This window comes from Gottfriedia sp. S16(2024) (assembly GCF_050473765.1).
Classification (GTDB): domain Bacteria; phylum Bacillota; class Bacilli; order Bacillales; family Bacillaceae_G; genus Gottfriedia.
Window position 1 is genome coordinate 357,969 of sequence record NZ_JBFLUO010000001.1, and the last position, 25,926, is coordinate 383,894.

A 25,926-nucleotide genomic window follows, 5' to 3' on the forward strand; every position below is an offset into this window, starting at 1 on the left:
AACAAAAACGTTGGATTTCAGTAGTTTAGACAAAGTATAGACACAGACAATTTTTTTTATTCAATCTCGCCTTCCCAGGCCATCATTCCACCTTCCATGTTGATCGCCTTATAGCCTTGCTCATTTAAATATTCACAAACATTCTCACTACGAACGCCTGCCTTACAAATAAAAATGTATTCAAATTCTTTATTAAAAACATCTAATTTGCTAGGAATTTGCCCCATTGGAATATGAACTGCTTCTGGAATTTTCCCATACTCAACCTCATAATCCTCTCGTACATCTACTAAAAATAGCGTTTCTCCTGCTTCTAAACGCTCTTTAACTTCATTTGCAGAAATCGTATTCATCTTAATTCATCCTCCCTATATAGCAACATCTTAACAACTAATTATTTTCTATGCAAAAAGTACGTTTCAATGGTTCAATTTACAGAAATGAAATAAAAAAAAGAAAAAACCTCATAAGAGGTTTTTTCGAATTAACTATTTAGTTAGCAACGATATTGACTAATTTACCTGGTACAGCAATAATTTTTCGAACAGTTTTGCCTTCAACTTGTTCCTTAACTGCATCGTCTGATAATGCAATTTGCTCCATTTGCTCACGAGAAGCATCTTTTGCAACAAGTAATTTTGCTTTTACTTTACCATTAATTTGTACTACGATTTCAATTTCGTCTTCTACAAGCTTAGCTTCATCGTATGCTGGCCATGTAGCATATGAAATTGAATCGCTATGACCTAATTTACTCCAAAGTTCTTCACCGATATGTGGAGCTACTGGTGCTAATAGTTTTGCGAAACCTTCAACCATTTCTTTTGGTAATTGGTCAGCTTTATATGCTTCATTGATAAACACCATCATTTGTGAAATTGCAGTGTTAAAGCGTAAACCTTCAAAGTCCTCTGTTACTTTCTTTACTGTTTGGTGATATGTTTTTTCAAGACTACTAGAAGTAAGACCTTCAACAATTTTATCTGAAAGTTCTTCGTTATCAGTGATAAATAAACGCCATACTCGGTCTAAGAAGCGACGAGAACCATCTAATCCATTTTCTGACCAAGCGATTGATGCGTCTAATGGACCCATGAACATTTCATATAAACGTAATGTATCAGCACCATGGCTAGCAACGATATCGTCAGGATTTACAACGTTTCCTTTAGACTTAGACATTTTTTCATTATTTTCCCCTAAGATCATTCCTTGGTTGAATAGCTTTTGGAATGGCTCTTTTGTAGGAACTACACCTAAATCATAAAGGAATTTATGCCAAAAACGAGCGTATAGTAAGTGAAGAACTGCATGCTCTGCTCCTCCAATGTATACATCAACTGGTAACCAATGCTTTAGTAATTCAGAATCTGCGATTGCTTCGCTATTATTTGGATCAATATAACGTAAGTAATACCAACAGCTTCCGCCCCATTGTGGCATTGTATTTGTTTCACGTCTTCCTTTTTTACCTGTTACTGGATCAACTACATTAACCCAATCAGCAATATTCGCTAATGGTGACTCTCCAGTTCCACTTGGGCGAATATCTTCTGCTTTTGGAAGAATTAATGGTAATTCCTCATCAGGAACAACTGTCATCGTACCATCTTCCCAGAAAATTACTGGAATTGGTTCTCCCCAATATCTTTGACGAGAGAATAACCAATCGCGTAGACGATAAGTAACTTTTTTCTCACCAGCTTTTGAAGAATCTAACCATTCAATCATTTTTCCAAGTGCTTCTTCTTTATTTAAACCGTTTAAGAAATCAGAGTTAACATGTTTGCCATCTCCAGCGTAAGCTTCTTTTTGAACGTCTCCACCTTCAACAACTTCAATGATTGGTAATTTAAATTTAACTGCAAATTCGTGATCGCGCTCATCATGTGCAGGTACCGCCATAACTGCACCAGTTCCATAGCTTGCAAGTACATAATCAGCAATCCAAATTGGAAGCTTTTCGTTATTTACAGGATTTATTGCATATGCACCTGTGAATACACCAGATTTATCTTTCGCTAAATCAGTTCGCTCTAGATCACTTTTCGATTTAACTGAATCGATATATGCTTCAACAGCTTCTTTTTGCTCTACTGTAGTAATTTTACTTACTAAATCATGTTCTGGAGCTAATACAACATAAGTTGCACCGAATAATGTATCAGGACGAGTTGTAAATACAGTTACTTTCTCATCGAATCCATCAACATTAAAGTAAACTTCAGCACCTTCCGAACGGCCAATCCAGTTACGTTGCATTTCTTTTAAGCTTTCAGGCCAATCTAATTCTTCTAGATCTTCTAATAAACGATCAGCATAAGCTGTGATTTTTAAGATCCATTGCTTCATTGGACGACGTTCAACCGGATGTCCTCCGCGCTCACTTTTCCCATCGATTACTTCTTCATTAGCTAAAACTGTACCAAGAGCTGGGCACCAGTTAACTGGAACTTCATCTACATAAGCTAATCCTTTTTCAACCATTCTTAGGAAAATCCATTGAGTCCATTTGTAATAATTAGGATCAGTTGTATTTACTTCACGATCCCAATCATAAGAGAATCCTAGAGCCTGAATTTGATTACGGAAAGTATTAATATTCTTTTCAGTAAACTCAGCTGGATCATTACCTGTATCTAATGCATATTGTTCTGCTGGTAGACCAAATGCATCCCAACCCATTGGATGAAGTACATTATAGCCTTGCATTCTTTTCATTCTTGAAAGGATATCAGTAGCTGTGTACCCTTCTGGATGACCTACATGTAATCCCGCTCCAGATGGATAAGGGAACATATCAAGTGCATAAAATTTCGGCTTGCTTGTATCGTCAGTTGTTTTAAACGTTTTATTTTCTAACCAATACTTCTGCCATTTCTGTTCAATAGTACGATGATTAAAACTCATTTTATAGCCTCCTTATTTCATATAAATGGCTCGGCTGTGGCTTGCGCTTTAAAAATAAAAAAATCCCCCCATCCCAAAAGGGACGAGAGGATTTCCCGCGGTACCACCCAAATTAATGTAAAAATACATTCACTTGTTTCCGTAACGTGGAACACGACATTTATTACTTGGTAAAAACCGTTCACAAATGTGGCTTATGGGTGAGTTCATGAATAGAATGGATTGACTTTCACCAGCCGTCAACTCTCTAAACCTCTTCATATTCACTACTATTCCCAATCATTGCCGATCATTTAGATTTAATTTATACCATTTTATTATAACCAAAGAAAAAGGTCAATTATACATCGCCTATTTTTAAGAAGCAAAAGTTTGATTTTCAGCTTTTACTACTTTTTTTGCTAATTTTTCATAGAGCACAGAGAAAACCATGCTTATTAATAAAAAGGCAACTAAAATGATAAATAGTACTCTCATATTAAATGTATCAACGAGTGCTCCACCTATAACAGGTCCTAACATTCTTCCAACCGTTGCTGCACTATTTACAATCCCTTGATACATTCCTATCCGATCTTTTGGAGCAAGCATGTTTGCAATTGTTGGTACTGCAGGCCATACGAACATTTCTCCAATTGTTAAAATGATCATGCCAGTCATAAACATTGAGAACTGTTCTGCAGTACTTACAAAAATAGTCGAAACGATAAAGAATCCAATTCCAAATAACATTTGCTTTCTCATACTTAACGCATATTTACGAATAGCAGATGATATTACTGGTTGAGCTATTACAATAAGTGCACCATTTACAGTCCATAACAGACTATATTTTTTTAAGCCAATGTGTAGATTCTGCATTTCTGTAGCAATCGTAGTTTGCCATTGTACATAAACTAACCAACATAAAACGTACGCACAACAAACAATCATCAAAGCCTTCATTGAAGGAGTAAATGAAAATTTTTGTTTTTCTACTTTTTCTACAGGAGAAGTTTCTATTATTTCCTTAGGTACTCCGATATCTCTAAATCCAAATAAAGCGACTAAGAAGAAAACAATATATAATAGCAAATTAGCAGAGAAAATATAATTAATATTAGCAGCCGCAACATATCCACCTAAAGCCGTACCAATCGCAACACCAAGATTTTGAGCTACATAAATTGCATTAAAAGCTTTACGTCCACCTTCTGGCCATGCCGCTCCAACCATTGCATACATTGATGGAAATACAATACCAACTCCAAACCCTAATATTATGAAGAAACAACTGTAATATGTCCAAGAATGATTAATAACCAAACCTAAAATCGACAAAAACGTAATACTAATACCAGTTAGGATTGACCTATATCCTCCAAATTTATCAAATAGCCAGCCCCCCAGCATATTACCAAATACACCAGCCAATGAATTAAACATTAAAATAAGCCCTGCAACAGACAAGGACTTTCCTAAATATATATGGATGTATACTGTATTGAATGGCCATAAAAAAGAATTACCTGTAACATTTAAAATCATACCGATTAACAAAAACCATAGTTTTTTTGGCATTCCTTACTCCCCTCAAAGCTGTCCCTTTTTATCTATTTTTATCTCTTTAACTCATTAATTGTAGAGGAGAATCGACCTACTTTCAAGAGGCAAGCATTGAGTGCGGAGAGATAGGAAGGACAATAAACCTAGAAAGTATTAGGAAAGCATCATATAAACCCTAAAATTACCAAAAAACAAAGAAAAAAGAAGGCGCTGATGCCTTCTTTTAAGATTGCTTTTCTATTTCATTATCCCTGCTTTGATCTCTGTGGTTGACCTTTTTTAGCGTTATTTATTTTCACTTGGTCTACTGCAGAAAGTTCTCCAGAGAACTCTGTATTCGTTTTATTTTTCGTTGTTTGTTCAGGGTTATTACTTTTAGATTTCTTTTTTACCACTTTTGGTTTCCTCCCGAGGATCGCATATTCTTGTACGTATTCTTGCATATTCTTTAATCTCCTTTAGTGCGGAGTAATAATCATTTGATGTTGTAGTTGTGTTAATTGTCTACGTAAACGATAGAACTCATCTTTATTTTCTGCATTTGCAAGGTTTGCAACTTTTTCAAGCTCAATAAGTGCTTCTTCAATACCTGCTTGTGCTTGTGAATATTCAATATCATTATAATGTTCTTGTCTCATTCCAATTTCTAATTGTCCTACTGCGTAATCATACGCTTCTTTTGCTTTTTGTACTTGTTCTTGTCCGAAATTGCGATCTGTTATTCCCAAGAAAATACCTCCTTTGAGACTTTAATGAAGTATCCGTTATGTAGGTTACCTCAAAAATAGTATTTCCGAACCTTTCAATCGGAGTACAATTATTTCTTTACAAATAAGAAAGGTTTTTCCATTTGGTTTTCTTTTTAGAGCATGATAAAATCGATAATATTGACTTAAATTAAGGGAGGGATGAGGAATGACAAAAAACAATCCTTTTCCATATACAATAGATCATAAAAGATACCATTCGTGGAATTATCATTTAAGACAACAATTTGGCGAAAAAGTTTTTAAAGTTTCAATTGACGCTGGATTTGATTGTCCAAATAGAGATGGTTCAGTTGCGTTTGGGGGTTGTACTTTTTGTAGCGCATCTGGTTCGGGCGACTTTGCAGGTGATCGAGCTGAGGATGTTGTAACTCAATTTCATAAAATAAAAGATAAAATGCATGAGAAATGGCAAAACGGAAAGTACTTAGGCTATTTCCAAGCATACACAAATACTCACGCACCAGTAGAAGTATTAAAACAAAAGTTCGAACCAATATTAGAGCAAGAAGGCGTAGTAGGTTTATCAATCGCAACAAGACCGGATTGTTTACCAGATGATGTCGTTGAATATCTTGCAGATTTAAATAAACGAACTTATTTATGGGTTGAATTAGGATTACAAACTGTTCACGAAAAAACTGCAAATATTATTAACCGTGCACATGATTATAAAACTTACGTAGAAGGCGTAGAAAAATTAAGAAAGCACAACATCCGTATTTGTTCACATATTATTAACGGGTTACCTCTTGAAACACCAGAAATGATGATGGAAACTGCGTTGGAAGTTGCTAAACTTGATATCCAAGGAATTAAAATTCACTTACTTCACCTATTAAAAGGTACGGCAATGATGAAGCAATATGAAAAAGGACTAGTTGAATTCATGGATTTTGACGCTTATATTAACTTAGTCGTTGATCAGCTTGAAATCATTCCAAGTGATGTAATCGTACATCGTATTACTGGAGACGGTCCACCTGACTTATTAATCGGACCAATGTGGAGCTTAAAAAAATGGGAAGTATTGAATGCAATTGATCGTGAGTTTGAACGTAGAAATAGCTGGCAAGGTAAATTCGCAAATAATCGAGTACAACTAACATGATTCTAGATCGTATTTTACCGTACGCTAGAAAGCTCCTCCAATCAACTGTTAAAGAAGGCGATATTACGATTGATGCCACAATAGGTAATGGTCATGATACAGTATTTTTAGCAAAATTGGTTGGTGAAACTGGTCATGTTTACGGATTCGATATCCAAGAATTAGCTATTCAAAAGACGTCTGAAAAAATAAATAATGAAAATTTAAGCACTCAAGTTACACTTTTGCAAAGAAGTCATGCAGAAGTAAAACAAGTAATTCCAGCTTCATTTCATGAGAAATTAAAAGGTGCAATTTTTAATCTTGGTTATTTACCTGGTAGTGATAAGTCAGTTGTAACAGTACCCGAATCAACCATTTCTGCAATAGAACAAATACTCGAAATGATGGCTCCTGAAGGGATAATCGTAGTTGTGATTTATCATGGTCATGAAGGCGGAGAAATTGAAAAAGATGCATTAATGAACTTTGCTCAAAACATCCCTCAAGACTTGGCACATGTATTAACTTATCGATTTATTAACCAAGCAAATAATCCGCCTTTTATATTAGCAATTGAAAAAAGGGCTTAAGAAAAAACTGTCTAATTTAAGACAGTTTTTTTTGTCCCTAAAGTTTTATAAAAGTACAATATAGAATTTTAAATACCTTAAAAATTCATTAAAAATTCATTAATGGTAAATTTTTCTTTGGAAATTGGTAAAGATAAAAAAATCAAAATAAGAAAAGAGGTAATCAAAATGAAAAAAGCTATTTTTGCAGGTGCAGTAGTTAGTCTTTTTACTCTTAGTACAATTACAGTAAATGCCGAAAACATCGCGGCAGCAAATTATTATGTCCATCCACATCATGATCACGATGCAACAACAGAAGATGGTGAGCATCATAGACATCATCACCACCACAAAGCAAATAAAATGTTAGAAAACCACAAAAAAGAAGTTGTTAAGTATATTTCAAATTACTTAAATCAACCTGAAGCTAATATAAATAAAGCTGTTAAGCAACACAAAATGGAAATGAAGAAGTTAATATTTATTGCAGTTGTAGCAAAACTTTCAAATAAACCTTTGGAAAATATCATCGCTCAAAAAGGTAAAACAAATTCATTTAAAGAAATTTTAGATAATAATAATATAAAACGTGAGCAATTTTTTGAAGAAATGAAAAGAGTTCATCGAGATATATTTACTCAAATTGAACCAACTAAAAATTAAATTAACCCGAGCGCCCCTTAAGTTATTTTACTTATTGGGCCTTTTTTTTGTTAAAATTACTCGTTTTCTAAAGAAGTGTTATAAACAAACTATCAAGTTTTTTATTAAGAACATATCCTTTTTAGATATAACATAAAATTTATTTATCTAGTAACTTTATCGATCTATAAATATTTACAAAAAATTATTAATAAAATCTAATTACGGCGTATTCATGAAATTAATTGAATATTATGTAAAGATATAACCACTTAATTGATTTGTTCATACAAACCAATTCGTAGTTGATTGATCTATACCAACTCTAGGGGCGTGAAGAGTTGACTACAAATCTAAACAATATGAATAAAATATTTCGTAATGTTTTTCAATTCGTTTTACGGAATTCGAATTGGATATTATTATTGATTGGATTAATTGCGTTCATCAATTACTGGTCAGTTTTTTATCTTGTTTCATTATACAGAGGATTTCGTACTGAATCTTCACAAGTAAATCAGATGACCCTTTGGGTAATTTATGGGTATTTCTATGGTTTTTTCGGGAGTATGATTTTAATTTATGTACACTCTTTCGTCCTAAAACATATGTTATTTTTTCGAAAAATTAAAAGTGCCATTTCGTTTATACTCCTTCATTTTGCTTATTTTATTTCACTTATTTTATTAATTCTATTAAACTAAGTTTCTATTTTAATTGTTAGCAATCTATTACTTAAGCTTGTTTTCTAATTCAATTTTAGTTTATACTTAGATTAAATTTAATGCATTGTTCGGAGGAGCCTGTCACGATAGGGATAAGTATGTACTATTTTACTTACCTTATTGTGGCAGGTTCTTTTTTTATGCGTTCAGACAGGAGATGTATTTATGCTTTACGTGCAACTTGCGATTATATTGATTGCCTCTAAAGTTTTTGGGGATTTAAGTACTAAGCTTGGTCAACCTGCAGTTTTAGGAAAGCTATTAATAGGGATCATACTAGGTCCAGCTGTACTTGGAATTATTACTGAAACAGAAACATTACATGAAATGAGCGAAATTGGTGTCATTTTACTTATGTTTATTGCAGGTTTAGAAACTGATGTAAATGAATTTAAACGAACTGGGAAAGCTTCTTCTTATGTAGGTGTACTTGGAATACTATTCCCATTATTCGCAGGTTATCTTTATGGTATCTCTATAAATTTAAGCCAATTTGAAGCTATTTTTTTAGGGCTGATTCTTTCTGCGACTAGCGTAAGTATTTCTGTGGCTACATTAAAAGAGATCGGTAAACTTAAAACAAAAGATGGTGCAACAATTTTAGGTGCTGCCGTAATTGATGATATTGTTGTCATCATAGCATTAGCATTTGTTATGAGTTTCAGTGGCAGTGCCGTTAGTTTACCAATTCTTTTATTTAAAAAGTTTATATTTTTTACATTTTCCATATTAATCGGTTGGAAGATTGTACCTCGGTTCTTAAAAAAGTTTATAAAACTAAACGTTTCAGAAACACTTATCTCTGCTGCTTTAATAGTATGCTTCTTATTCTCAGCCTTTGCAGACCAAACAGGAATTGCTGCAATAATCGGAGCTTATTTCGCAGGTATTTCGATATCCGTTACTAAGTTTAAACAAGAGGTTTTTGAAAAGGTCGAAACAATTGCTTACTCTGTATTTGTACCTGTGTTTTTCACTTTAATAGGTGTATCAGTTCAATTTACGGGGTTAAGTCATTCGATTCCGACTATTATTATAATAAGTATTATCGCTATTTTAACGAAACTAATTGGTGGAGCATTAGGAGCAAAACTTGCGGGATTTCCAACTAAAAATTCACTCGGAATTGGTTCAGCAATGGTATCACGCGGGGAAGTTGCCCTAATTATGGCATCAACTGGTTTAGCAAATAATCTTTTAAGTAAGGAAATGTTTGCGATCCTTGTTATAGTGGTACTAATCACAACAATTGTGACTCCACCACTTATGAAGTTATTTTTCACAGAGAAAAGTAAAGTTTTAAATGCAAATGTGTAAACACAAAAAAGGATAGTTTTATTTACTATCCTTTTTTGTGTTTACCTGCTTATTCTTTTTTAAACTGATTCCTTCACCCTTTTATTACTCGCCTTTAACTCTTTTAATTTAAAATATAACTTTGCATTTCCGTAGAAAAAGAATGATGTCAAGCCACCGTTCTTAACAATCCCTCTTCTAATCCTTTTCATCTCGTCTGGCCCTGCCATTTTTTTATCGGCCAAGTAAATACCTAACAATCCTTGACAGATCATTCGATGAAAACGATAGTCTTTTAAATCTTTTAAGGCTTGATTACTCTTAGTTGAAAAATACTCAATCCTATTTAACATGACATCTTTAGAAGGGTAATAACTGCAGAAATTTAAATCTCCGCCTTCTTCGTCTTCCTTTTGATCAATTACATAATCTAGTAGTATATGAAGTCCTTGTACATAAGGGAAATAACTCTTATAAACTTGTGCAAATAATTTTTCAGAAATCACTTCGTTAAATGAATAAGAAACTAAACAAAAAATCCCAAGAGTTGAACCTGCGCACGCAGAGAATTCATACCATTCTAAGTCAGAAAGTTCTGGTTGATATTTTTCAAACCAATTTGTTAATCTAGGAACTCGCTCTTCTTTTTTTACATGCTTATGTATTTGTAACTTACAATAATAATCAGCAAGTTGGACTAAGTACTCTTTAATTCCCTCATAATGCTTCGATTGATTTAAACTACTATGACACTTTGAAACTAGTGCACGTAGATATCCACCATCATCTTGTTCTTCTCGGAAGCGATAATACATTTGATCTGATTTTTGACATTTTACTGCATCAATCATTGACTCATGTAATGCTTCAAAATCAACTGGATCAAGCGAAGTACTACGATCACATAAATTATCTAAGTAATCACTAATTGTTTGATATGCAACGATAAACTCTATTACTGGTTTTAAATTCTTTTCAGAAAGTAATGCTAAAATTGCACCACCTTCACAATGGAATGTTTTTGTATCAATACTCATTAATGCTTGTTTTCTAAGTTCTGGATCTGGAATTGTCGTTGCAAAATTTCGCCAATAGTTTAATTCCTGATGCACTAAAGGAAAAACACCTTTATAAACTTTCGGCATTAATTGTATTGGATTTTTAGGTAGTGACATTTTTTCACTCCTCCCTATTTTTCATTTATTACATATTGTTTAAATAAGTTATACTCATATTGAAGTAAATATTATGGAGGTGAACTACGTTGCCTTGTTGTTTAGACAAATTCAACTAAACAATCATCGTATTTTTAATATGCTTGGCAACGGTATAGTATGATATTACCATACAAAGGGAAGCAACCCAAAATCGAACCATCAGCTTTTATCGCTTCAACTGCAACTGTTACCGGTTCTGTCACAATTGGAGCAAATAGTAGTGTATTTTTTGGTGCAGTAATCCGCGGCGACGTTAATGATACAATCATTGGAAATGATGTAAATGTTCAAGATTTATCTGTACTACACCAAAGTCCAAAATGCCCTCTAATTTTAGAAGATGGCGTAACAATTGGACATAGTGTTATTTTACATAGCTGTACAGTTAAAAAGAATGCATTAGTTGGGATGGGTTCAATCGTTTTAGACGGTGCCGTCATCGGTGAAGGTGCAATGATTGGTGCAGGTAGCTTAGTTCCAGGCGGAAAAGTAATACCTCCTAACACATTAGCGTTTGGTAGACCTGCTAAAGTAGTTCGAGAATTAACAGAGGAAGACATCGTAGATATGGATCGAATTCGTAGAGAGTATGTTGAAAAAGGCCAATTCTATAAAAAAGTAGAAGAAGAAAATCTATCAAAGTAATTTGAGGATTTATTTACATATTAGTGCAAAAGAGAAGGACTGGATTTAAGCCTTCTCTTTTTGTTTTACTGATAATTTTATTAATTTCGGTCTTTTTTTTAATAATTTCATGTAATTACTGTTGTTTTGGCCCAGTTTATTTGTGGTCCTAATTGCAGTTTTACCGGTTTAATTTGCAGTTTTGATTTTTTTAATTGTAGATTTGCTAGTTTTATTTGTAGTTTCAGCTTTTTTATTTGCACCTTCAAGGATTTATTTGCACTTCACGGTTAATGCATACACTAATCATCCCCCGCTCCGATCCGTTTAATAAAAATTTACATATCTAAATTATTCATTTACAAAAGCTTCTATTTAAATCCATAAACCCTTTTTATAATGAAGTTACAACAACCAGCATAATGGAGGATGAAAAATGAGCGCTATTCTTCAAAAGATTCACACATATGAATGTCAACTGTTTTATCGCGTTAATTCATTGTTCCAGAAGCGTTACTTGAATTTTTTCTTTCGTAATATTACACATCTTGGAGGAGCTACTTTTACAATTGCATCAGCATTAATTTTATTAATTTATTCCAAAGGTGAATTACATGAAGCGTCAATCTTATGTTGTTGTACCCTTGCTCTTAGCCATATTCCTGTTCATTTTCTTAAACGTTTTTATCCACGTAAAAGACCTTATCTTAAACTAGAAGGTACTTTTGTTCTAAAGGACCCTTTAAAAGATCATTCCTTCCCTTCTGGTCATACAACAGCAATTATTTCTGTTGCACTTCCTATTATGATTTATTTACCATTTTCAGCATTTATTTTACTTCCTTTAGTTTTGTGTGTTTCTTTCTCTCGAATTTATCTTGGCTTACATTATCCAACAGATGTATTTTTCGGAATTTTACTTGGCATATTTACTACATTTATTTCACAATTTTTTATCTATCATTTGTAAGGGGGAGAAGTTATGAGAGTAGCTATTTTTACAGACACCTTTATTCCTCAAGTGAATGGTGTTGCCAAAACTTTAAATAGATTCACAAATTACTTAAAAGACCATGGCCATTCATACCATATGTTTGCTCCTGAGGACTACGGTTTATCTTCAACGGAAGATGTGACAAGATTAAAATCTGTACCATTTAAAATTTATCCTGAATGTAAAATTTCATTTCCAAACCTTTCTAAAATGAAAAAGACACTCAAAGAATTTAATCCGGATATTATTCATATCGCAACGCCATTTACTATTGGATTAAGTGGTCTCCATATCGCTAAAAAAATGAAAATTCCTTTGGTTGCTTCATACCACACAAATTTTGATCATTATCTTCAGTACTATAACTTAACATTTTTAGAAAATATTTTATGGAAGTATTTAGATTGGTTTCATAAACCTACTCAAAAAATATTTGTTCCTTCAAAGGATACATTCAATCATTTAGTGACAAAAGGTTTTAACAATCTCTCTATTTGGACCCATGGTGTTGACTGTTCAATCTTTCGTCCAACTTTAAATCATAGTGAAATAAAACAAAAATATAATATTACTTCTAAATATACGGTTTGTTTTGTCGGAAGAATTGCACCTGAAAAAGATTTAGAAACTTTATCGAAAATAATAAACTATACTAAACAACGTTTTAACAAAAATTTAACTTGGTTAATCGTTGGAGATGGTCCAAAAAAAGAAGAAATGATCAAGAAAACGGGTACTGATCAAATCATATATACAGGCTATCTTCAAAAAAAGGACTTAGTTGAGATATACGGTGTGTCTGATTTAATGGTGTTTCCTTCTGATACTGAAACATTTGGAAATGTAGTACTTGAAGCAATGGCATGTGGAACACCAGTGATTGGTGCAAATGCAGGTGGAGTTAAAAATATAATTAGAGATTATTCAACTGGTGTCCTTTGTGAGCCCCAAAATACATCTTCTTTTTGCCAAGCAATTGAGGATTGCTTACATGGAAACGAGATGTTGAAGCATATGTCAAAAAAAGCAAGAGATTATGCATTAACGCAAGATTGGAATAGTATCTTTAATAAATTAGTACTGGAATTCGAACTAATCTTTAAACCACAATCACCAATCCTCATATCTAAGAAAGCTTGAGATTTTTCTGGATTTCATTTTCTGAATATTTTAAATAAAACAACAAAAAACTTATCGGTCAGCAACTCCTCAAACCTCAACTTATGTGAATAATGAATAATTCAAAAACAAACAATATATATTGAGTAGTTACACTAGCGACTATTGTACAGTCGCTTTTACTTTTGGTACGTACTTTTTCACTTTGTAAAATTAGGAGGACAATAGATGAATATTTCATCGTCAAATAATTTTCAACTTTATGGTTTTAATAACTTAACGAAATCACTAAGTTTTAATATGTATGATATTTGCTTTACAAAAACGAAAGCAGAACGTGAAGCATATATTCAGTACATCGATGAACAATATAACGCTGACCGTTTAACAAAAATTTTGACTGAAGTTACGCATATAATTGGAGCTCACATTTTAAATGTTGCAAAGCAAGATTATGATCCTCAAGGTGCAAGTGTTACGATTCTCGTTTCAGAAGGTCCTGTCGATAACCCATCATCTGAAACTTTTTCCGAATCGCCTGGTCCATTACCGGAGCTAGTAGTAGCAGCTTTAGATAAAAGTCATATTACTGTTCATACCTACCCAGAATATCATCCGGATGATGGAATTAGTACGTTCAGAGCAGATATTGATGTTTCTACTTGTGGAGAAATTTCTCCCTTAAAAGCCTTAAACTATTTGATTCACCAATTTGATGCCGATATTATGACAATTGATTATCGTGTTCGAGGATTTACTCGTGATGTTAGTGGTTATAAATTATTTATTGATCATGATATAAACTCAATCCAAAATTACATTCCTCAAAAAATAAAGGATATGTATCAAATGATTGATGTGAATGTGTTCCAAGAAAATATTTTTCATACGAAATGTAAGTTGAAACAATTTAACTTAGATAATTATCTTTTTGGCTACACAAAAGAAAAATTAGATGCGGATGAAATTTCAGCAATAGAAGAAAAAGTGAAGTATGAGATGGATGAAATCTTTTACGGTAAAAATTTGTGGAATGGTCCTGATGTGGAGGATATTGATGGATGATGGATCACAGTAAAACACCGCTTTTAACTGAATTAGTCCGATATGCTAAGGAAGATATTACAAGCTTCGATGTTCCCGGGCATAAAAGAGGTAATTCACTCGAGGAATTAAGAGAGCTTTGGAGTGATATGGCTCTTAAAATGGATGTCAATTCTTCAAAGCGTGTTGATAACTTATCGCATCCAACAGGTGTAATCCAAGAAGCCGAAACTTTATTAGCTGATGCCTTTCATTCAGATAACGCTTATATGTTAGTAAATGGTTCGACTTCTGGAGTTCAATATATGATTATGAGTGCACTTGAACATGGAGATAAAATTCTCCTGCCAAGGAATGTACATAAATCAGCGATAAATGCATTAATCTTAGCGGGTGCTAAGCCAGTATTTATTGAACCCGAAATCGATTATGAGTATGGAATTGTAAATGGCGTTTCAGTAAAATCTGTCCTTCATGCACTGGATTTAAATTCGGATGTTAAAGCCATCCTTATTATAAATCCAACCTATTTTGGAGCAACTTCAGATTTAAAACAAATTATCGACATTGGTCATTCCAGGGGGATTCCTGTTTTAGTAGACCAAGCGCATGGTGCTCACTTTTCTTTTCACCCTGATTTACCAAGTAACGCTGCCCTTCTTGGCGCTGACCTTGTTACCCTTAGTTTGCATAAAACTGGTGGTGCTTTAACACAAGCATCAGTTCTACTACATAATGATGGGATCATTACTAAAAATAGGGTTCGATCTACAATTAATTTATTTCAAACAACATCTGCTTCCTATTTACTTATGTGTTCAATCGACGTTGCAAGAAAGAAATTAGTTTTAGAAGGTCAAGAGCGTTTTGAAAAATTACTCAATTTAACAAGAAAAGCTAAAGAAGAGATTAACTCCATAAAAGGATTAAAATGTATTACGCGAGATTCATATCGAAATGGCGTTGGAGTTTTCGATTACGATGAGTTAAAACTCGTTGTTAAAGTTTCTGATTTAGGAATGTCTGGTTTTAAAGTATATGACATGCTTGCGGAAGAATATAAAATTCAAATCGAACTTGCTGAACCTAATGTCATTTTAGCAATTATCTCACTAGGTGATAATGAAGACACCATTCAAACATTGATTGATGCATTAAGAGATATTAGTGATCGATATTACGGAAAACTTCCAAAACTTGAGACAGATATAAGTGTTGCATTAAAAAATCCTAAAATGGTCATGACTCCTAGAGAAGCGTACTATCATCCAAAACGTATTATTTCAATTCATGATGCTAGTGGATTAATTAGTGGTGAATCAATCATGATTTACCCTCCTGGTATCCCTCTTTGTATACCTGGTGAATTAATTTCAACCGAATTGATTCAGCATTATCTTTATTTAAAATCAGAAGGAACGATCACAATCAACGATGATGATGACCCTTATATAATAAAGGTCGTCGATCGAAGTTTGGAGGAAAATTTAATGGATTTATGGTATACAGAGAATCACCAAGAAGATACGAAGTTCTCCATAAAAGTTCAAGAACATATTCATTCTGAAAAAAGCGAATTTCAACAAATCGATTTCTTTAGAAGTGAAACATTTGGAACATTCTTCACCCTAGATGGATATATGATGGTGACTGAAAAAGATGAATTTATCTACCATGATATGATTACGCATGTATCAATGGCCGTTAATCCAAACATAAAAAAAGTACTTATTATCGGTGGAGGCGACGGTGGTACTGCTCGTGAAGTACTGCGTTACCCAGGTGTGGAAGTTGTTGATATGGTAGAAATTGATGAGCGGGTTGTTAGACTATGCCAACAATACTTGCCTTTAACGGCTTCAAAATTAGATCAAGATAGTCGATTAACCTTATATTTTGAAGATGGTCTAAAATTCGTACAAGAAGCTGATGAAGGTTATTACGATCTGATTTTGGTAGATTCAACGGATCCAATTGGACCTGGTGAAGGGCTTTTTACTGTTGCTTTCTATAACAATTGCAAACGAGTATTAAGCGAAGAAGGTATACTAATTAACCAGCATGAAAGTCCATATTACGCTAGTTACGCCCACGAAATGAAACGGGCTCATTCCAAAATTAAAGAAACATTTCCGATTTCAAAAGTCTATCAATTCCATATGCCAACATATCCATCTGGACATTGGTTATTCGGATTTGCTTCAAAAAAATACGATCCAATTAAAGACATTAAAGCAGATGAATGGAATAAGTTAGGGATCGAAACAAAATATTATAATACAGACCTTCATGTTGGGTGCTTTATGCTTCCTACTTATGTAAAAAAACAATTAGATAATGAAGAGTAAGTCTGAAAATCAAATTTAATATACTTTATATACAAACAAACTAAAACCAGCAAACGGCTGGTTTTTTAATTACAATTAAAAAAGCTGCCCCAAAAGTTCTTTTACTTTAGGGACAGCTTCATTTAATTACAGTACTTCATTATCCTTCGTTCCATTTAAAGTAAAACTTGCTGTAATGTTAGCGTTTAAAGAATGAGCTACTGAACAATATTTATCTTTTGATAATTTGATCGCTTTTCGAACTTTTTCTGTATCTAGCTCTCCACCTAATATATAATGCAAGTGAATATCAGTAAATCGCTTAGGGTGCTCCTCAGCTCGTTCACCATTTACTTCAATTTCGAATGAAGTTAGTTTTAATCTCATTTTTTCAAGGATTAATACGATATCAATCGCTGTACATCCTGCTACTGCATTAATTAAAAGTTCAACTGGTGTAGGTGCACTATTGTCTCCACCTAAAGACTCGGCAGTATCCATTTTTATCTCATGGCCTGATGGTGCAATTCCTGAAAAGGCTAACTTACCATCCCATTTAATACTTGTTTTCATTCCCTATTCCCCCTCCAATAGATAAATTCTTTCATCTATTATTTTTTCATTTCTACTACTAAATAATGTGAAAAATCTTTTGATTTTATTTTAATATCTTCTTCAATTATTTTTGCAGCATCACTAGCTTCCAATAGTTCTCCATTCACAATGGCATTTCCTTCTAATAAGACTAAATACGCTTGTCGATCCTTTTTCATTTCAAAAGTAATTTCTTCATTTTCATTTAATGTAAGCGAGTAAATATTAGCATCTTGGTGAATTTTAATTGGGGCATTCCCTTCAATAGGAGATACCATATGATACCATTTTCCTTCTCTCTCTTCCCAATCTGATATTAAGTCACCGTAATTTGGAGTATGGCCTGCTTTGTCAGGAATAATCCATAATTGAATTAATCTTAATAAATCCCTGCCCATATTATGTTCACTGTGATACACACCAGTACCTGCACTCATGTACTGTATATCACCACGTCCTATTTCATGTTTATTCCCCATACTATCAGCGTGTGTTAAATTTCCATTAATGACATATGTTATGATTTCCATATCACTATGTGGATGAGTACCAAATCCTCTATGTGCTTTAATTAAATCATCATTTAATACTCTTAATACACCAAAGTTCATATTACTTGGATCATAATAATTTGCAAATGAAAAATGATGAATTGTTTTTAACCAACCGTGATCAGCGTGACCTAATTGTTTATTATTGATTTTTTCGAACATAGTTTATCGCTCCTTTAATTTTTATCTTTAATTCGAGATATTTATTTTAGAATAACCCATCTAGATATCTTATTAATCCATCTGTTTAATACGGTACTTTCTATTTCATTTTACCGAGCTCTTAACTATATTGTATCAAAAAATATCTTTAATTCAAGATATTTTTTGTAGAAAGTTTATCTAAACTTTCTATCCAACAACTAAATATAAAAATCCATATGTGGTTTAGTTTGCTTATAATATTCAATTCGATCTCGCAGGGTACCAGTATGAAATTCAAATTTATGTCCATCTGGATCAGTAAAATAAATTGAATTTTTATCCCGTTTATCTCTTTCGCGTCCATTTAATATATTTACCTTAAGTTGAACTAATTTATCATACATTTTTTCAAAGTGGTCTTCATCGATCGTAAAAGCCATATGGGTATATGAATGATGAATTTCATTTCTAGGAATAGCTTTCTCTTCATTTAATGCAAGCCATATTCCATTCAAGTCAAAATAGGCTGTTGTTCTGCCTTTTACTAAGAGCGTTGCATCAAATACGTTTCTATAGAAGTCAATCGCTAGATCAAGATTAGATACTGAAAACAACAAATGATTGATTCCTTTAATCTCCATTTTTACTCCCTCGTTTCATAGCTAATTATTAATATTTTTATTTTTCAAACTTCTATTTACATAATTTTACCATAATATATAATTTCCTTATTGTACTATGCTTTGTTGATCTTTAATCTTAAAACTTTGAGGTGATTAATAATGATGTCTAGACCAAATTTAAACGAATATAACCCACACTTTAAAGGTTATATTGGATTAGTTCCTGAAGGGGACTTACAAACTATTTTGAGGAAGCAGTTAGATGAATCAATCAGTTTTTTTAAAGGAATCTCTAAAGAAAAATCCGAATATCGTTATGCGGAAGGGAAATGGAGTATTAAGGAAGTTCTTGGACATTTAGTCGATACTGAGAGGATAATGTGCTATCGTCTATTGGCAATTGCAAGAGGAGACCATAACCCATTGCCATCGTTTGATGAGAATGCCTATAATGATCATGCTAATTTTAACCGGCTTAAGCTAGAGCAAATTATTTATGAATTTCAAACTGTTCGTCAAGCGACTTTATCTATGCTTGAAAATTTATCTAATGAAACCTTTGAAAATGAGGGTAATGTTCTAAATCACCCAATGACACCTCGTGCTATTGCTTATATTATTGCAGGACATGAGTTACATCACTTAAAAATCATCAATGAACGATATTTTTAATTTAGAAAGAGCAGGAAAATCCTTTTCCTGCTCTTCTTTGTAAACTTACTTTTAAGCAAATCTACCCTGTAATCGATTTACTTCTGCGATTACTTTTTCTTCATCAATTGTTAAACAAATACGGTCTTTTATGATTGCTTTCCCATCAATGAAAACATCACATACATCGCTACCACGTGCAGCGTAAAGTAAGTGTGAATATGCATTACTTAATGGTTGTAAATGCTCTTTATCAAATGGATAAATTGTAATAAAGTCTGCCCTCTTATTGGCTTCAAGTGAGCCAGTATGCCCCATTCCTATAGCTTCTGCACCACCTCGAGTAGCCATTGTTAATGCAGTTTGTGCTGAGAATTTCGTAGCATCCTTATACATTCCTTTTTGTAGAAGAGCAGCTATCCTCACTTCTTCAAACATGTCAAGATTGTTATTAGATGCTGTGCTATCCGTTGCTATACCTACTTTTATTCCGGCGTCTAATAAACTAACCACATCAGCAACCCCAGAACCTAACTTCAAATTACTAATTGGATTATGGGCAACTCGTACATCATATTCCTTTAGGATCGCTCTTTCTTCATCATTTAGAACTACACCGTGAGCCATTACTGTCGGCTGATTAAATACACCTAATTTGCGAAGATGTTCTACAGGTCGGTTCGAATAACGAGTTTCAATATCTTGAATTTCAAAATCTGTTTCAGATACATGAATGTGCATCATTAGATCATTTTCTTTTGCAATACGTGCACTTTCGATTAGAGCTTCTGGAGTACAAGCGTATGGACTATGAGGTGCAACCATCGTTGTTAGACGGCTTTCAGCAAACCTTTTGTAGTCTTTTGAAAATTGCTCAGCACCTTTAAGATTCAATCTTTGCTCTTCTTCTGTTCCAAAGCTAAATATTGAATATGAAAATGCTCCTCTAATTCCAGTTTCACCAATTGTCTCCATAACAATATTTGGATCGATTCCATTAGGGTTAAACATATCTGAGAATGTAGTAGTTCCCGACTTAACCATTTCTAAAATACCAAGCTGTGCACTTACAGAAGCAATTTCCGTTGTATATTGTCTTTCGATTGGCCAAATTTTAGTTTCTAACCAAGGCTTTAGTAGCATATCATCTCCAATCCCACGTAAAAGCGTCATAAGAATATGAGAATGTGTATTTACAAGTCCTGGCATTACCCATTTCCCTTGAAGATTAACTACTTGATCCGCATCCTTCATTAATTCTTCAGAATGATTCCCGACATAAGTAATGAATTGATTTTGTACAATCATCATCCCATTATCAAAAATTTGATTCTCCTGATCCATTGTAAAAATTGTTGCATTTATATAGACTGTTTTCATTATTATTTCCTCCCTAATCCTTTTTAAATTATTTGAAAATAAAAAAAATCCTGATTACGAAGAAGGATGTAAATAAAATTACATTCTTTTTCGTAATCAGGATTTTACGGTTCCTGGTAGAGACCCTCATACCATATCAACGAGGTTATACAAGTTTTGTATGTTGTTATATTAAAATATAATATATGATTAGTAAGTTTTGTTCAAGTATTTCCATAATTTAGCAAACGCGAGAAGTCATCATCCAGATTCCTCCACTTTTATATACTCTCTACTCTAATTTGCCAAGTATTTTTATGATCTTGTGCATTGAATAATCTAAATCAAGCAAGTCCTCCTCGTGAAGTTGACCAATCCGCTCGCAAAAAATATGATAAAAATCTTCCCATCGTTTTGTGACAACGTTTTTTCCTTTTTCAGTAAGTATAATTTTTACACTTCGTTTATCATTCAGATCCTGAATTTTAGATACATATTCTTTTTCTTCTAATTTCATAATTAATGGAGTCATTTGCTGTTTTGAAATACTTATATTTTGAGCTAGCTCTGTAATTGAGATTCCATCTACTGTTTGAAACAATTCTTCTAGTATATGACTTTGTAAATGCGTTAACTCGGACTGCTTATTCTTTAAAGAATTTTTTGAGCTCGGCTTGTTGAACTTATTAAAAACTAGAGGAAGTAGTTGGATAAACTTCTCTGCAATTTGATTTGGATTTGAATTCATTTTATTAAAAACCTTTCTAGAAAAAATTTCAAAATTGACATATAGTAAATAAAAGTTTATTATTTATTCGATAATATCATATTTATATAAATAAAACCAATTTAACAAGTAAATATTTATTTACTAGTAAACTGAAGGAGTGATACAGATGAATTCAACTGGATTAACTTTTGGTATCTATCCACTTAGCGTAGCTGGTACACCTATAGGATTAGCTACAGGTCCCGAAGATAATTATGAAAAAATATCCTCTGCTCTTAAAGAGCTAAAGGGTAATTCTAATCAGCTTTTACCAAGAATGTATGCTGTCTATATGGGACCAGGAACAGAAGAAAAAGTATTTAATGCTCTAAATCGATATAAAAACGCAGGTTTATTAGGTGATTTAACAATTGGCTGCCTTATGGATCCAAGCCTGTCACTGGATTATTGGTTGAATTTTGTTCGTAAAGTAATTAAAGAATTTGGCATCTTCCTTGATTCAATTCAAATCACGAATGAGCCTAATTTATCGTTTATGGATGGATCTAAACCATATGTATTAGAAGCGCTTGTACAAGGTGTTCTAACTGCAAAAAAAGAAATTGAAAAAAGAAATTTACCTATTAAAATTGGATTTGGCTCTGTACCTGAGGGAGAAGAGACAATTCCACATTTTTGGGAAAATCTAATAAAAATTGGTGGGGACGAATTAATTCATTCAATTGATTATGTAGGTCATAATTTTTATGTGGATGTATTTGAGGAACCATTAAAAATTGAGGAAGTTGCTGTTTCAGTAGAAAACATACTACGAAAATTTAGAGAAACATTGAATAGTAATGGTTTCCCTTCCACTCTTCCAATTCACATTACAGAGAATGGATGGCCAACCGGGAAAAATCCGTTTATCCAAATTGAAAGGTCATATGAACAACAATCAATCGTACTCGAAAAAATTATTCGAACAGTCTATTCATTGCGTCAGGAACTAAATATTACTCATTATGAATTTTTTGGTTTAAGGGATGCTGATAGTTCCAAAGACGACCTATTTCATCAATTTGGAATTATGAAGGATGATTATACTATTAAGCCTGCTTATCTAACCTTTCAAAAATTAATAAATGAATTAAGCGTGTAAATCATTACTTCTATAAATTTGAATGAAGTTAGTCAATTCGTTAAGACTAAAACAACGATGAGTTTCATCGACTTTCTACTATTTATATTGGAGGTAATATAATTGAGCAAAAAAGATAAACCACTCATAAATGAAGAGCAAATGAAAATACAAGCAGACCTTAATAATCTCGATCCAGGGCATTCTGTGGATGAGCACCGTAAAATTGAAACGACTAATATAATATTAGCTGGAGAAGAAATTAGACAGCAAAATGAAAACTTATAAAAGAAATCCCTCAAAAGGTCATTTTGAGGGATTTCTTTGTGTAGATAAAGTTAAAAAGTTGTACTTGTCTTTCGAAGCGTAAGTGTTACCTAAAATTGTAGTGAACATGGTACAAGCAGGCGATTTTAACGAAGAAAGCTAGAGTTTGTCAACAGTCTCATATCCCTCGAATGTTAATAACGACATTCCCCTTCTTATGCCCTTTTTCAACATAACGATGGGCTTCCACAATTTGATCAAGTGGGTATTGTCGATCAATAACAGCTTTTAACTTATCCGCTTCAATCAGTGCTTTTATATAGTTTAAATCTTCATTGTTCATATTTGCTACACCAAGTATTGCCTTTTTGTTATCAAATAAATTACTCCAAATCGCTTGAAAATAAACCGAAAGCTTCCATACTGCACTTAATAAATAGACGCCATCTTTGTTAAGCAATCTTTTACAATTTGAAAAGGAGCTCTTCCCTACCGTATCAAAGATAATGTCGTAAGTTTTCTTACTCTTAGCAAAATCTTCATTTGTATAATCTATAACTTCATTTGCTCCTAAAGATCTCACCAATTCTAAATTTGATGTACTACATAAAGCAGTAACTTCTGTACCAAAATATTTAGCTAGCTGAATTGCATAGGTTCCAACACTTCCTGAAGCACCATAAATAAGTACTTTTTGTCCATTTTGAATAATACTTTTCCTTAGAAAATGTAATGCTGTAATCGCCCCAACAGGTACTGCTGCAGCTTGCTCAAATGTCATATTTATTGGTTTTTTAGCTAGAACACCTTCTTCATGTAAAGAGATATATTCAGCATTAGCCCCAAAAGTAAATCCACTATACCCAAAAACTTGATCACCTGTTTTAAAATTTCTTACGTTTTTGCCAACTGTTACTATTTCTCCCGCAAGCTCACAACCTGTTATTTTATTTTTCGGCTTGGTAAGGCCAAACATTAGGCGGGAAGGCAGCCAGTACATATATGGAAAATCGGAGCTTCGAAGTTTTACACCACCTGCTGTTACAGTTGATGCATGTATTTTAATTAATACTTCTTCATTTTTTAATTTTGGTTTTTCAACTTCTGTTATTTGAAGAACTTCTGGTGGACCATATTTTGTACATATAATCGCTTTCATAGGTTCCTCCATTACAAACTTTAATTCAGTCATTTAAACCTATGAAAAATGATTTTTAAGTATACCTATATGTAATGTAATTCGTAATTCTAATTAAACAAAAAAGACTGAATATAGCATATGCCATATTCAGCCTTAATCATTTTATTATAGACCTGCTTCAGTTTTTAAAACTTCTGCTTTGTCAGTACGCTCCCAAGGAAGATCGATATCTGTACGGCCAAAGTGACCATAAGCAGCAGTTTGTTTGTAAATTGGACGACGTAGGTCAAGCATTTTAATAATTCCAGCTGGACGTAGGTCGAAGTTGTTGCGAATTACTTCAACTAATTTTTCTTCTGAAACTTTACCTGTACCAAAAGTATCAATAGCGATTGAAACTGGTTTAGCTACACCAATTGCATATGCTAATTGAACTTCAGCTTTATCAGCTAAGCCAGCAGCTACGATGTTTTTCGCAACGTAACGTGCAGCGTAAGCAGCAGAACGGTCAACTTTAGTTGCATCTTTACCAGAGAATGCGCCACCACCGTGACGAGCATATCCACCGTAAGTATCAACAATAATTTTACGACCTGTTAAACCTGCATCACCTTGAGGTCCACCGATTACGAAACGACCTGTTGGGTTGATAAAGAATTTTGTGTTTTCATCAATTAACTCAGCTGGTACAACTGGTTTGATTACAAGTTCTTTAATATCATTTTCAATTTGAGCTTGAGTAGCTTCTGGACCATGTTGTGTTGATACAACGATTGCATCAATACGAACTGGTTTGTTGTTTTCATCATACTCAACTGTTACTTGAGTTTTACCGTCTGGACGTAAGTAAGAAACTGTTTCATTTTTTCTAACTTCAGTTAAACGGCGTGCAATTTTGTGAGATAATGAAATTGGAAGTGGCATTAATTCAGGTGTTTCATTAACAGCAAAACCGAACATTAAACCTTGGTCTCCTGCACCGATTGCTTCAATTTCTTCATCTGTCATGCTACCTTCACGAGCTTCTAATGCTTGGTCTACACCTAAAGCGATATCTGCTGATTGCTCATCAATAGAAGTTAAAACTGCACATGTATCTGCATCAAATCCGTATTTTGCACGGTCATAACCGATTTCACGGATTGTTTCGCGAACGATTTTTGGGATATCTACATAAGTAGAAGTTGTAATTTCACCTGCAACAAGTACTAAACCTGTTGTAACTGAAGTTTCCGCTGCTACACGAGCATTCGGATCATTTGCTAAAATTGCATCAAGAATTGAATCTGAGATTTGGTCACAGATTTTATCTGGATGTCCTTCTGTAACTGATTCTGAAGTAAATAAACGACGTTGTGACATTGAGTCCCCTCCTAAATTGAATTGACGGATCTCTTTTTTCTCAACATAAGAATAAAAAGTTTGTTCCTATTCCTATGTTTCCCATTTAAGATAAAGATAACTCAGTGTAAATTACGAAATTGCCACTGTATTTAAGTTTTGAGCAAAAAAAAAGCCTTCCTCTTATCAAATATTACCTGAGGAAAGGGTTCTTGGTATTTGCCTTTCGCTCTTATCGTCCAAGACATAAAAAATAGTCTTGCATCAGGTTCAGCACCTTTCACTAAAAGTGAGGTTGCTGGGCTTCGTAGGGCCTGTATCCCTCCACCTACTCGGGATAAGAGAGTATCCGTATGAAAAGTATCATATTAAAATTTCACTTTCTTGTCAACAATTTTCATCATAACTTAGACATAATTCTACAATAACTTTATCCCTACATTCATTTCTATTTAATGGGAAATTACTAATTATTATACTTACATTTAAATAACTTACTTCATTTAATAAGTAAATTTTGCTCAAATTTA

General features: G+C 33.3%; 25 protein-coding genes, 2 riboswitches and 1 other annotated feature. Of the genes, 12 read left to right on the top strand and 13 right to left on the bottom strand.

What is annotated here, in order from left to right; all coding sequences use genetic code 11:
* Positions 1 to 56: 56 nt before the first annotated feature.
* The 5 genes from AB1282_RS01870 to AB1282_RS01890 form a co-directional block, all read right to left on the bottom strand.
* Positions 57 to 353 carry a rhodanese-like domain-containing protein gene (locus AB1282_RS01870; RefSeq protein ID WP_056473331.1) on the bottom strand — a complete coding sequence of 99 codons (297 nt, stop codon included), beginning with the start codon at positions 351 to 353 and terminating at the stop codon, positions 57 to 59.
* A 139-nt stretch (positions 354 to 492) separates the two neighbouring features.
* On the bottom strand, positions 493 to 2,910 hold the full coding sequence (gene leuS / locus AB1282_RS01875; protein WP_056473329.1) for a leucine--tRNA ligase: 2,418 nt from the start codon (positions 2,908 to 2,910) through the stop codon (positions 493 to 495).
* A gap of 75 nt (positions 2,911 to 2,985) precedes the next feature.
* Positions 2,986 to 3,202 (bottom strand) — a binding site (T-box leader).
* A gap of 65 nt (positions 3,203 to 3,267) precedes the next feature.
* Positions 3,268 to 4,470, bottom strand: a complete 1,203-nt coding sequence (locus tag AB1282_RS01880; protein ID WP_429898325.1) for an MDR family MFS transporter — start codon at positions 4,468 to 4,470, stop codon at positions 3,268 to 3,270.
* Positions 4,471 to 4,700: 230 nt separating this feature from the next.
* Positions 4,701 to 4,850, bottom strand: a complete 150-nt coding sequence (locus AB1282_RS01885; protein WP_286131733.1) for a glycogen biosynthesis protein GlgD — start codon at positions 4,848 to 4,850, stop codon at positions 4,701 to 4,703.
* A 63-nt stretch (positions 4,851 to 4,913) separates the two neighbouring features.
* Positions 4,914 to 5,183: a DUF2524 family protein gene (locus AB1282_RS01890; RefSeq protein WP_056473319.1), complete on the bottom strand. Its 270-nt coding sequence runs from the start codon at positions 5,181 to 5,183 to the stop codon at positions 4,914 to 4,916.
* A 187-nt stretch (positions 5,184 to 5,370) separates the two neighbouring features.
* Here AB1282_RS01890 and AB1282_RS01895 point away from each other — a divergent pair, with 187 nt between their 5' ends.
* The 4 genes from AB1282_RS01895 to AB1282_RS01910 all read left to right on the top strand — a co-directional run bounded on the left by AB1282_RS01895 (position 5,371) and on the right by AB1282_RS01910 (position 9,571).
* Complete coding sequence (locus AB1282_RS01895) at positions 5,371 to 6,333, top strand: TIGR01212 family radical SAM protein (protein ID WP_429898326.1); 963 nt, start codon at positions 5,371 to 5,373, stop codon at positions 6,331 to 6,333.
* Positions 6,330 to 6,905, top strand: a complete 576-nt coding sequence (locus AB1282_RS01900) for a tRNA (mnm(5)s(2)U34)-methyltransferase (RefSeq protein WP_056473317.1) — start codon at positions 6,330 to 6,332, stop codon at positions 6,903 to 6,905. The genes AB1282_RS01895 and AB1282_RS01900 overlap by 4 nt, the downstream gene beginning before the upstream one ends.
* A 168-nt stretch (positions 6,906 to 7,073) precedes the next feature.
* Positions 7,074 to 7,550 carry a hypothetical protein gene (locus AB1282_RS01905; RefSeq protein ID WP_156339699.1) on the top strand — a complete coding sequence of 159 codons (477 nt, stop codon included), beginning with the start codon at positions 7,074 to 7,076 and terminating at the stop codon, positions 7,548 to 7,550.
* An 869-nt stretch (positions 7,551 to 8,419) separates the two neighbouring features.
* Positions 8,420 to 9,571: a cation:proton antiporter gene (locus AB1282_RS01910; protein ID WP_429898327.1), complete on the top strand. Its 1,152-nt coding sequence runs from the start codon at positions 8,420 to 8,422 to the stop codon at positions 9,569 to 9,571.
* Between the two features lie 59 nt (positions 9,572 to 9,630).
* Here AB1282_RS01910 and AB1282_RS01915 read toward each other — a convergent pair whose 3' ends face one another.
* Positions 9,631 to 10,725, bottom strand: coding sequence for a tetraprenyl-beta-curcumene synthase family protein (locus AB1282_RS01915; RefSeq protein ID WP_056473310.1), 1,095 nt, complete (start codon positions 10,723 to 10,725; stop codon positions 9,631 to 9,633).
* 159 nt (positions 10,726 to 10,884) lie between these two features.
* On the opposite strand from AB1282_RS01915, the gene AB1282_RS01920 reads away from it, so the two are divergent.
* From AB1282_RS01920 to speE, 5 genes are all read left to right on the top strand, one after another.
* Entirely contained in the window at positions 10,885 to 11,412 is a 528-nt protein-coding gene (locus AB1282_RS01920) for a gamma carbonic anhydrase (RefSeq protein ID WP_056473308.1), read from the top strand.
* A gap of 415 nt (positions 11,413 to 11,827) precedes the next feature.
* Positions 11,828 to 12,361 (top strand): phosphatase PAP2 family protein, encoded by a 534-nt coding sequence (locus AB1282_RS01925; RefSeq protein WP_056473306.1) that lies wholly within the window; start codon positions 11,828 to 11,830, stop codon positions 12,359 to 12,361.
* 12 nt (positions 12,362 to 12,373) lie between these two features.
* Complete coding sequence (locus tag AB1282_RS01930; protein WP_056473305.1) at positions 12,374 to 13,525, top strand: glycosyltransferase family 4 protein; 1,152 nt, start codon at positions 12,374 to 12,376, stop codon at positions 13,523 to 13,525.
* Between the two features lie 207 nt (positions 13,526 to 13,732).
* Positions 13,733 to 14,569 (top strand): adenosylmethionine decarboxylase, encoded by an 837-nt coding sequence (gene speD, locus AB1282_RS01935; RefSeq protein WP_056473304.1) that lies wholly within the window; start codon positions 13,733 to 13,735, stop codon positions 14,567 to 14,569.
* Positions 14,566 to 16,896 carry a polyamine aminopropyltransferase gene (speE, locus tag AB1282_RS01940; RefSeq protein ID WP_216600081.1) on the top strand — a complete coding sequence of 777 codons (2,331 nt, stop codon included), beginning with the start codon at positions 14,566 to 14,568 and terminating at the stop codon, positions 16,894 to 16,896. Before speD ends, speE begins: the two co-directional genes overlap by 4 nt.
* Before the next feature lie 126 nt (positions 16,897 to 17,022).
* Here speE and AB1282_RS01945 read toward each other — a convergent pair whose 3' ends face one another.
* The 3 genes from AB1282_RS01945 to fosM form a co-directional block, all read right to left on the bottom strand.
* Positions 17,023 to 17,448, bottom strand: coding sequence for an OsmC family protein (locus AB1282_RS01945; protein ID WP_056473303.1), 426 nt, complete (start codon positions 17,446 to 17,448; stop codon positions 17,023 to 17,025).
* Positions 17,449 to 17,486: 38 nt separating this feature from the next.
* Positions 17,487 to 18,182, bottom strand: a complete 696-nt coding sequence (locus AB1282_RS01950) for a pirin family protein (RefSeq protein ID WP_390309587.1) — start codon at positions 18,180 to 18,182, stop codon at positions 17,487 to 17,489.
* A gap of 200 nt (positions 18,183 to 18,382) precedes the next feature.
* Positions 18,383 to 18,805 (bottom strand): FosM family fosfomycin resistance protein, encoded by a 423-nt coding sequence (gene fosM, locus AB1282_RS01955; RefSeq protein ID WP_429898328.1) that lies wholly within the window; start codon positions 18,803 to 18,805, stop codon positions 18,383 to 18,385.
* A gap of 144 nt (positions 18,806 to 18,949) precedes the next feature.
* Between fosM and AB1282_RS01960 the strand changes: the two genes are divergently transcribed.
* Positions 18,950 to 19,459 carry a DinB family protein gene (locus AB1282_RS01960; RefSeq protein WP_429898329.1) on the top strand — a complete coding sequence of 170 codons (510 nt, stop codon included), beginning with the start codon at positions 18,950 to 18,952 and terminating at the stop codon, positions 19,457 to 19,459.
* 51 nt (positions 19,460 to 19,510) lie between these two features.
* Here the strand turns inward: AB1282_RS01960 and AB1282_RS01965 are convergent, their stop codons facing one another.
* Complete coding sequence (locus AB1282_RS01965) at positions 19,511 to 20,836, bottom strand: amidohydrolase family protein (RefSeq protein WP_429901044.1); 1,326 nt, start codon at positions 20,834 to 20,836, stop codon at positions 19,511 to 19,513.
* Between the two features lie 55 nt (positions 20,837 to 20,891).
* Positions 20,892 to 20,991, bottom strand: a riboswitch (purine riboswitch).
* 98 nt (positions 20,992 to 21,089) lie between these two features.
* Positions 21,090 to 21,545, bottom strand: coding sequence for a MarR family winged helix-turn-helix transcriptional regulator (locus tag AB1282_RS01970; protein ID WP_056473298.1), 456 nt, complete (start codon positions 21,543 to 21,545; stop codon positions 21,090 to 21,092).
* Positions 21,546 to 21,693: 148 nt separating this feature from the next.
* Here AB1282_RS01970 and AB1282_RS01975 point away from each other — a divergent pair, with 148 nt between their 5' ends.
* Both AB1282_RS01975 and AB1282_RS01980 read left to right on the top strand, forming a co-directional pair.
* Positions 21,694 to 22,668, top strand: coding sequence for a hypothetical protein (locus AB1282_RS01975; protein WP_429898330.1), 975 nt, complete (start codon positions 21,694 to 21,696; stop codon positions 22,666 to 22,668).
* Between the two features lie 102 nt (positions 22,669 to 22,770).
* Positions 22,771 to 22,935, top strand: a complete 165-nt coding sequence (locus tag AB1282_RS01980; protein WP_156339698.1) for a hypothetical protein — start codon at positions 22,771 to 22,773, stop codon at positions 22,933 to 22,935.
* Between the two features lie 157 nt (positions 22,936 to 23,092).
* Here AB1282_RS01980 and AB1282_RS01985 read toward each other — a convergent pair whose 3' ends face one another.
* Positions 23,093 to 24,073, bottom strand: a complete 981-nt coding sequence (locus AB1282_RS01985) for an NAD(P)-dependent alcohol dehydrogenase (protein ID WP_429898331.1) — start codon at positions 24,071 to 24,073, stop codon at positions 23,093 to 23,095.
* Positions 24,074 to 24,220: 147 nt separating this feature from the next.
* Positions 24,221 to 25,417, bottom strand: coding sequence for a methionine adenosyltransferase (gene metK / locus AB1282_RS01990; RefSeq protein WP_056473295.1), 1,197 nt, complete (start codon positions 25,415 to 25,417; stop codon positions 24,221 to 24,223).
* Between the two features lie 208 nt (positions 25,418 to 25,625).
* A riboswitch (SAM riboswitch) is annotated at positions 25,626 to 25,740 on the bottom strand.
* Between the last annotated feature and the right edge of the window lie 186 nt (positions 25,741 to 25,926).

Bases quoted from the DNA above. Each gene is read 5' to 3' on its own strand.
- AB1282_RS01900 (WP_056473317.1), top strand. From the start codon at position 6,330: ATGATTCTAGATCGTATTTTACCGTACGCTAGAAAGCTCCTCCAATCA.
- AB1282_RS01870 (WP_056473331.1), bottom strand. From the start codon at position 353: ATGAATACGATTTCTGCAAATGAAGTTAAAGAGCGTTTAGAAGCAGGA.
- AB1282_RS01920 (WP_056473308.1), top strand. From the start codon at position 10,885: ATGATATTACCATACAAAGGGAAGCAACCCAAAATCGAACCATCAGCT.
- AB1282_RS01905 (WP_156339699.1), top strand. From the start codon at position 7,074: ATGAAAAAAGCTATTTTTGCAGGTGCAGTAGTTAGTCTTTTTACTCTT.
- speE (WP_216600081.1), top strand. From the start codon at position 14,566: ATGATGGATCACAGTAAAACACCGCTTTTAACTGAATTAGTCCGATAT.
- AB1282_RS01930 (WP_056473305.1), top strand. From the start codon at position 12,374: ATGAGAGTAGCTATTTTTACAGACACCTTTATTCCTCAAGTGAATGGT.
- AB1282_RS01975 (WP_429898330.1), top strand. From the start codon at position 21,694: ATGAATTCAACTGGATTAACTTTTGGTATCTATCCACTTAGCGTAGCT.
- AB1282_RS01895 (WP_429898326.1), top strand. From the start codon at position 5,371: ATGACAAAAAACAATCCTTTTCCATATACAATAGATCATAAAAGATAC.
- fosM (WP_429898328.1), bottom strand. From the start codon at position 18,805: ATGGAGATTAAAGGAATCAATCATTTGTTGTTTTCAGTATCTAATCTT.
- metK (WP_056473295.1), bottom strand. From the start codon at position 25,417: ATGTCACAACGTCGTTTATTTACTTCAGAATCAGTTACAGAAGGACAT.
- AB1282_RS01950 (WP_390309587.1), bottom strand. From the start codon at position 18,182: ATGTTCGAAAAAATCAATAATAAACAATTAGGTCACGCTGATCACGGT.
- AB1282_RS01960 (WP_429898329.1), top strand. From the start codon at position 18,950: ATGTCTAGACCAAATTTAAACGAATATAACCCACACTTTAAAGGTTAT.
- leuS (WP_056473329.1), bottom strand. From the start codon at position 2,910: ATGAGTTTTAATCATCGTACTATTGAACAGAAATGGCAGAAGTATTGG.
- AB1282_RS01925 (WP_056473306.1), top strand. From the start codon at position 11,828: ATGAGCGCTATTCTTCAAAAGATTCACACATATGAATGTCAACTGTTT.
- speD (WP_056473304.1), top strand. From the start codon at position 13,733: ATGAATATTTCATCGTCAAATAATTTTCAACTTTATGGTTTTAATAAC.
- AB1282_RS01945 (WP_056473303.1), bottom strand. From the start codon at position 17,448: ATGAAAACAAGTATTAAATGGGATGGTAAGTTAGCCTTTTCAGGAATT.
- AB1282_RS01915 (WP_056473310.1), bottom strand. From the start codon at position 10,725: ATGTCACTACCTAAAAATCCAATACAATTAATGCCGAAAGTTTATAAA.
- AB1282_RS01970 (WP_056473298.1), bottom strand. From the start codon at position 21,545: ATGAATTCAAATCCAAATCAAATTGCAGAGAAGTTTATCCAACTACTT.
- AB1282_RS01985 (WP_429898331.1), bottom strand. From the start codon at position 24,073: ATGAAAGCGATTATATGTACAAAATATGGTCCACCAGAAGTTCTTCAA.
- AB1282_RS01880 (WP_429898325.1), bottom strand. From the start codon at position 4,470: ATGCCAAAAAAACTATGGTTTTTGTTAATCGGTATGATTTTAAATGTT.
- AB1282_RS01910 (WP_429898327.1), top strand. From the start codon at position 8,420: ATGCTTTACGTGCAACTTGCGATTATATTGATTGCCTCTAAAGTTTTT.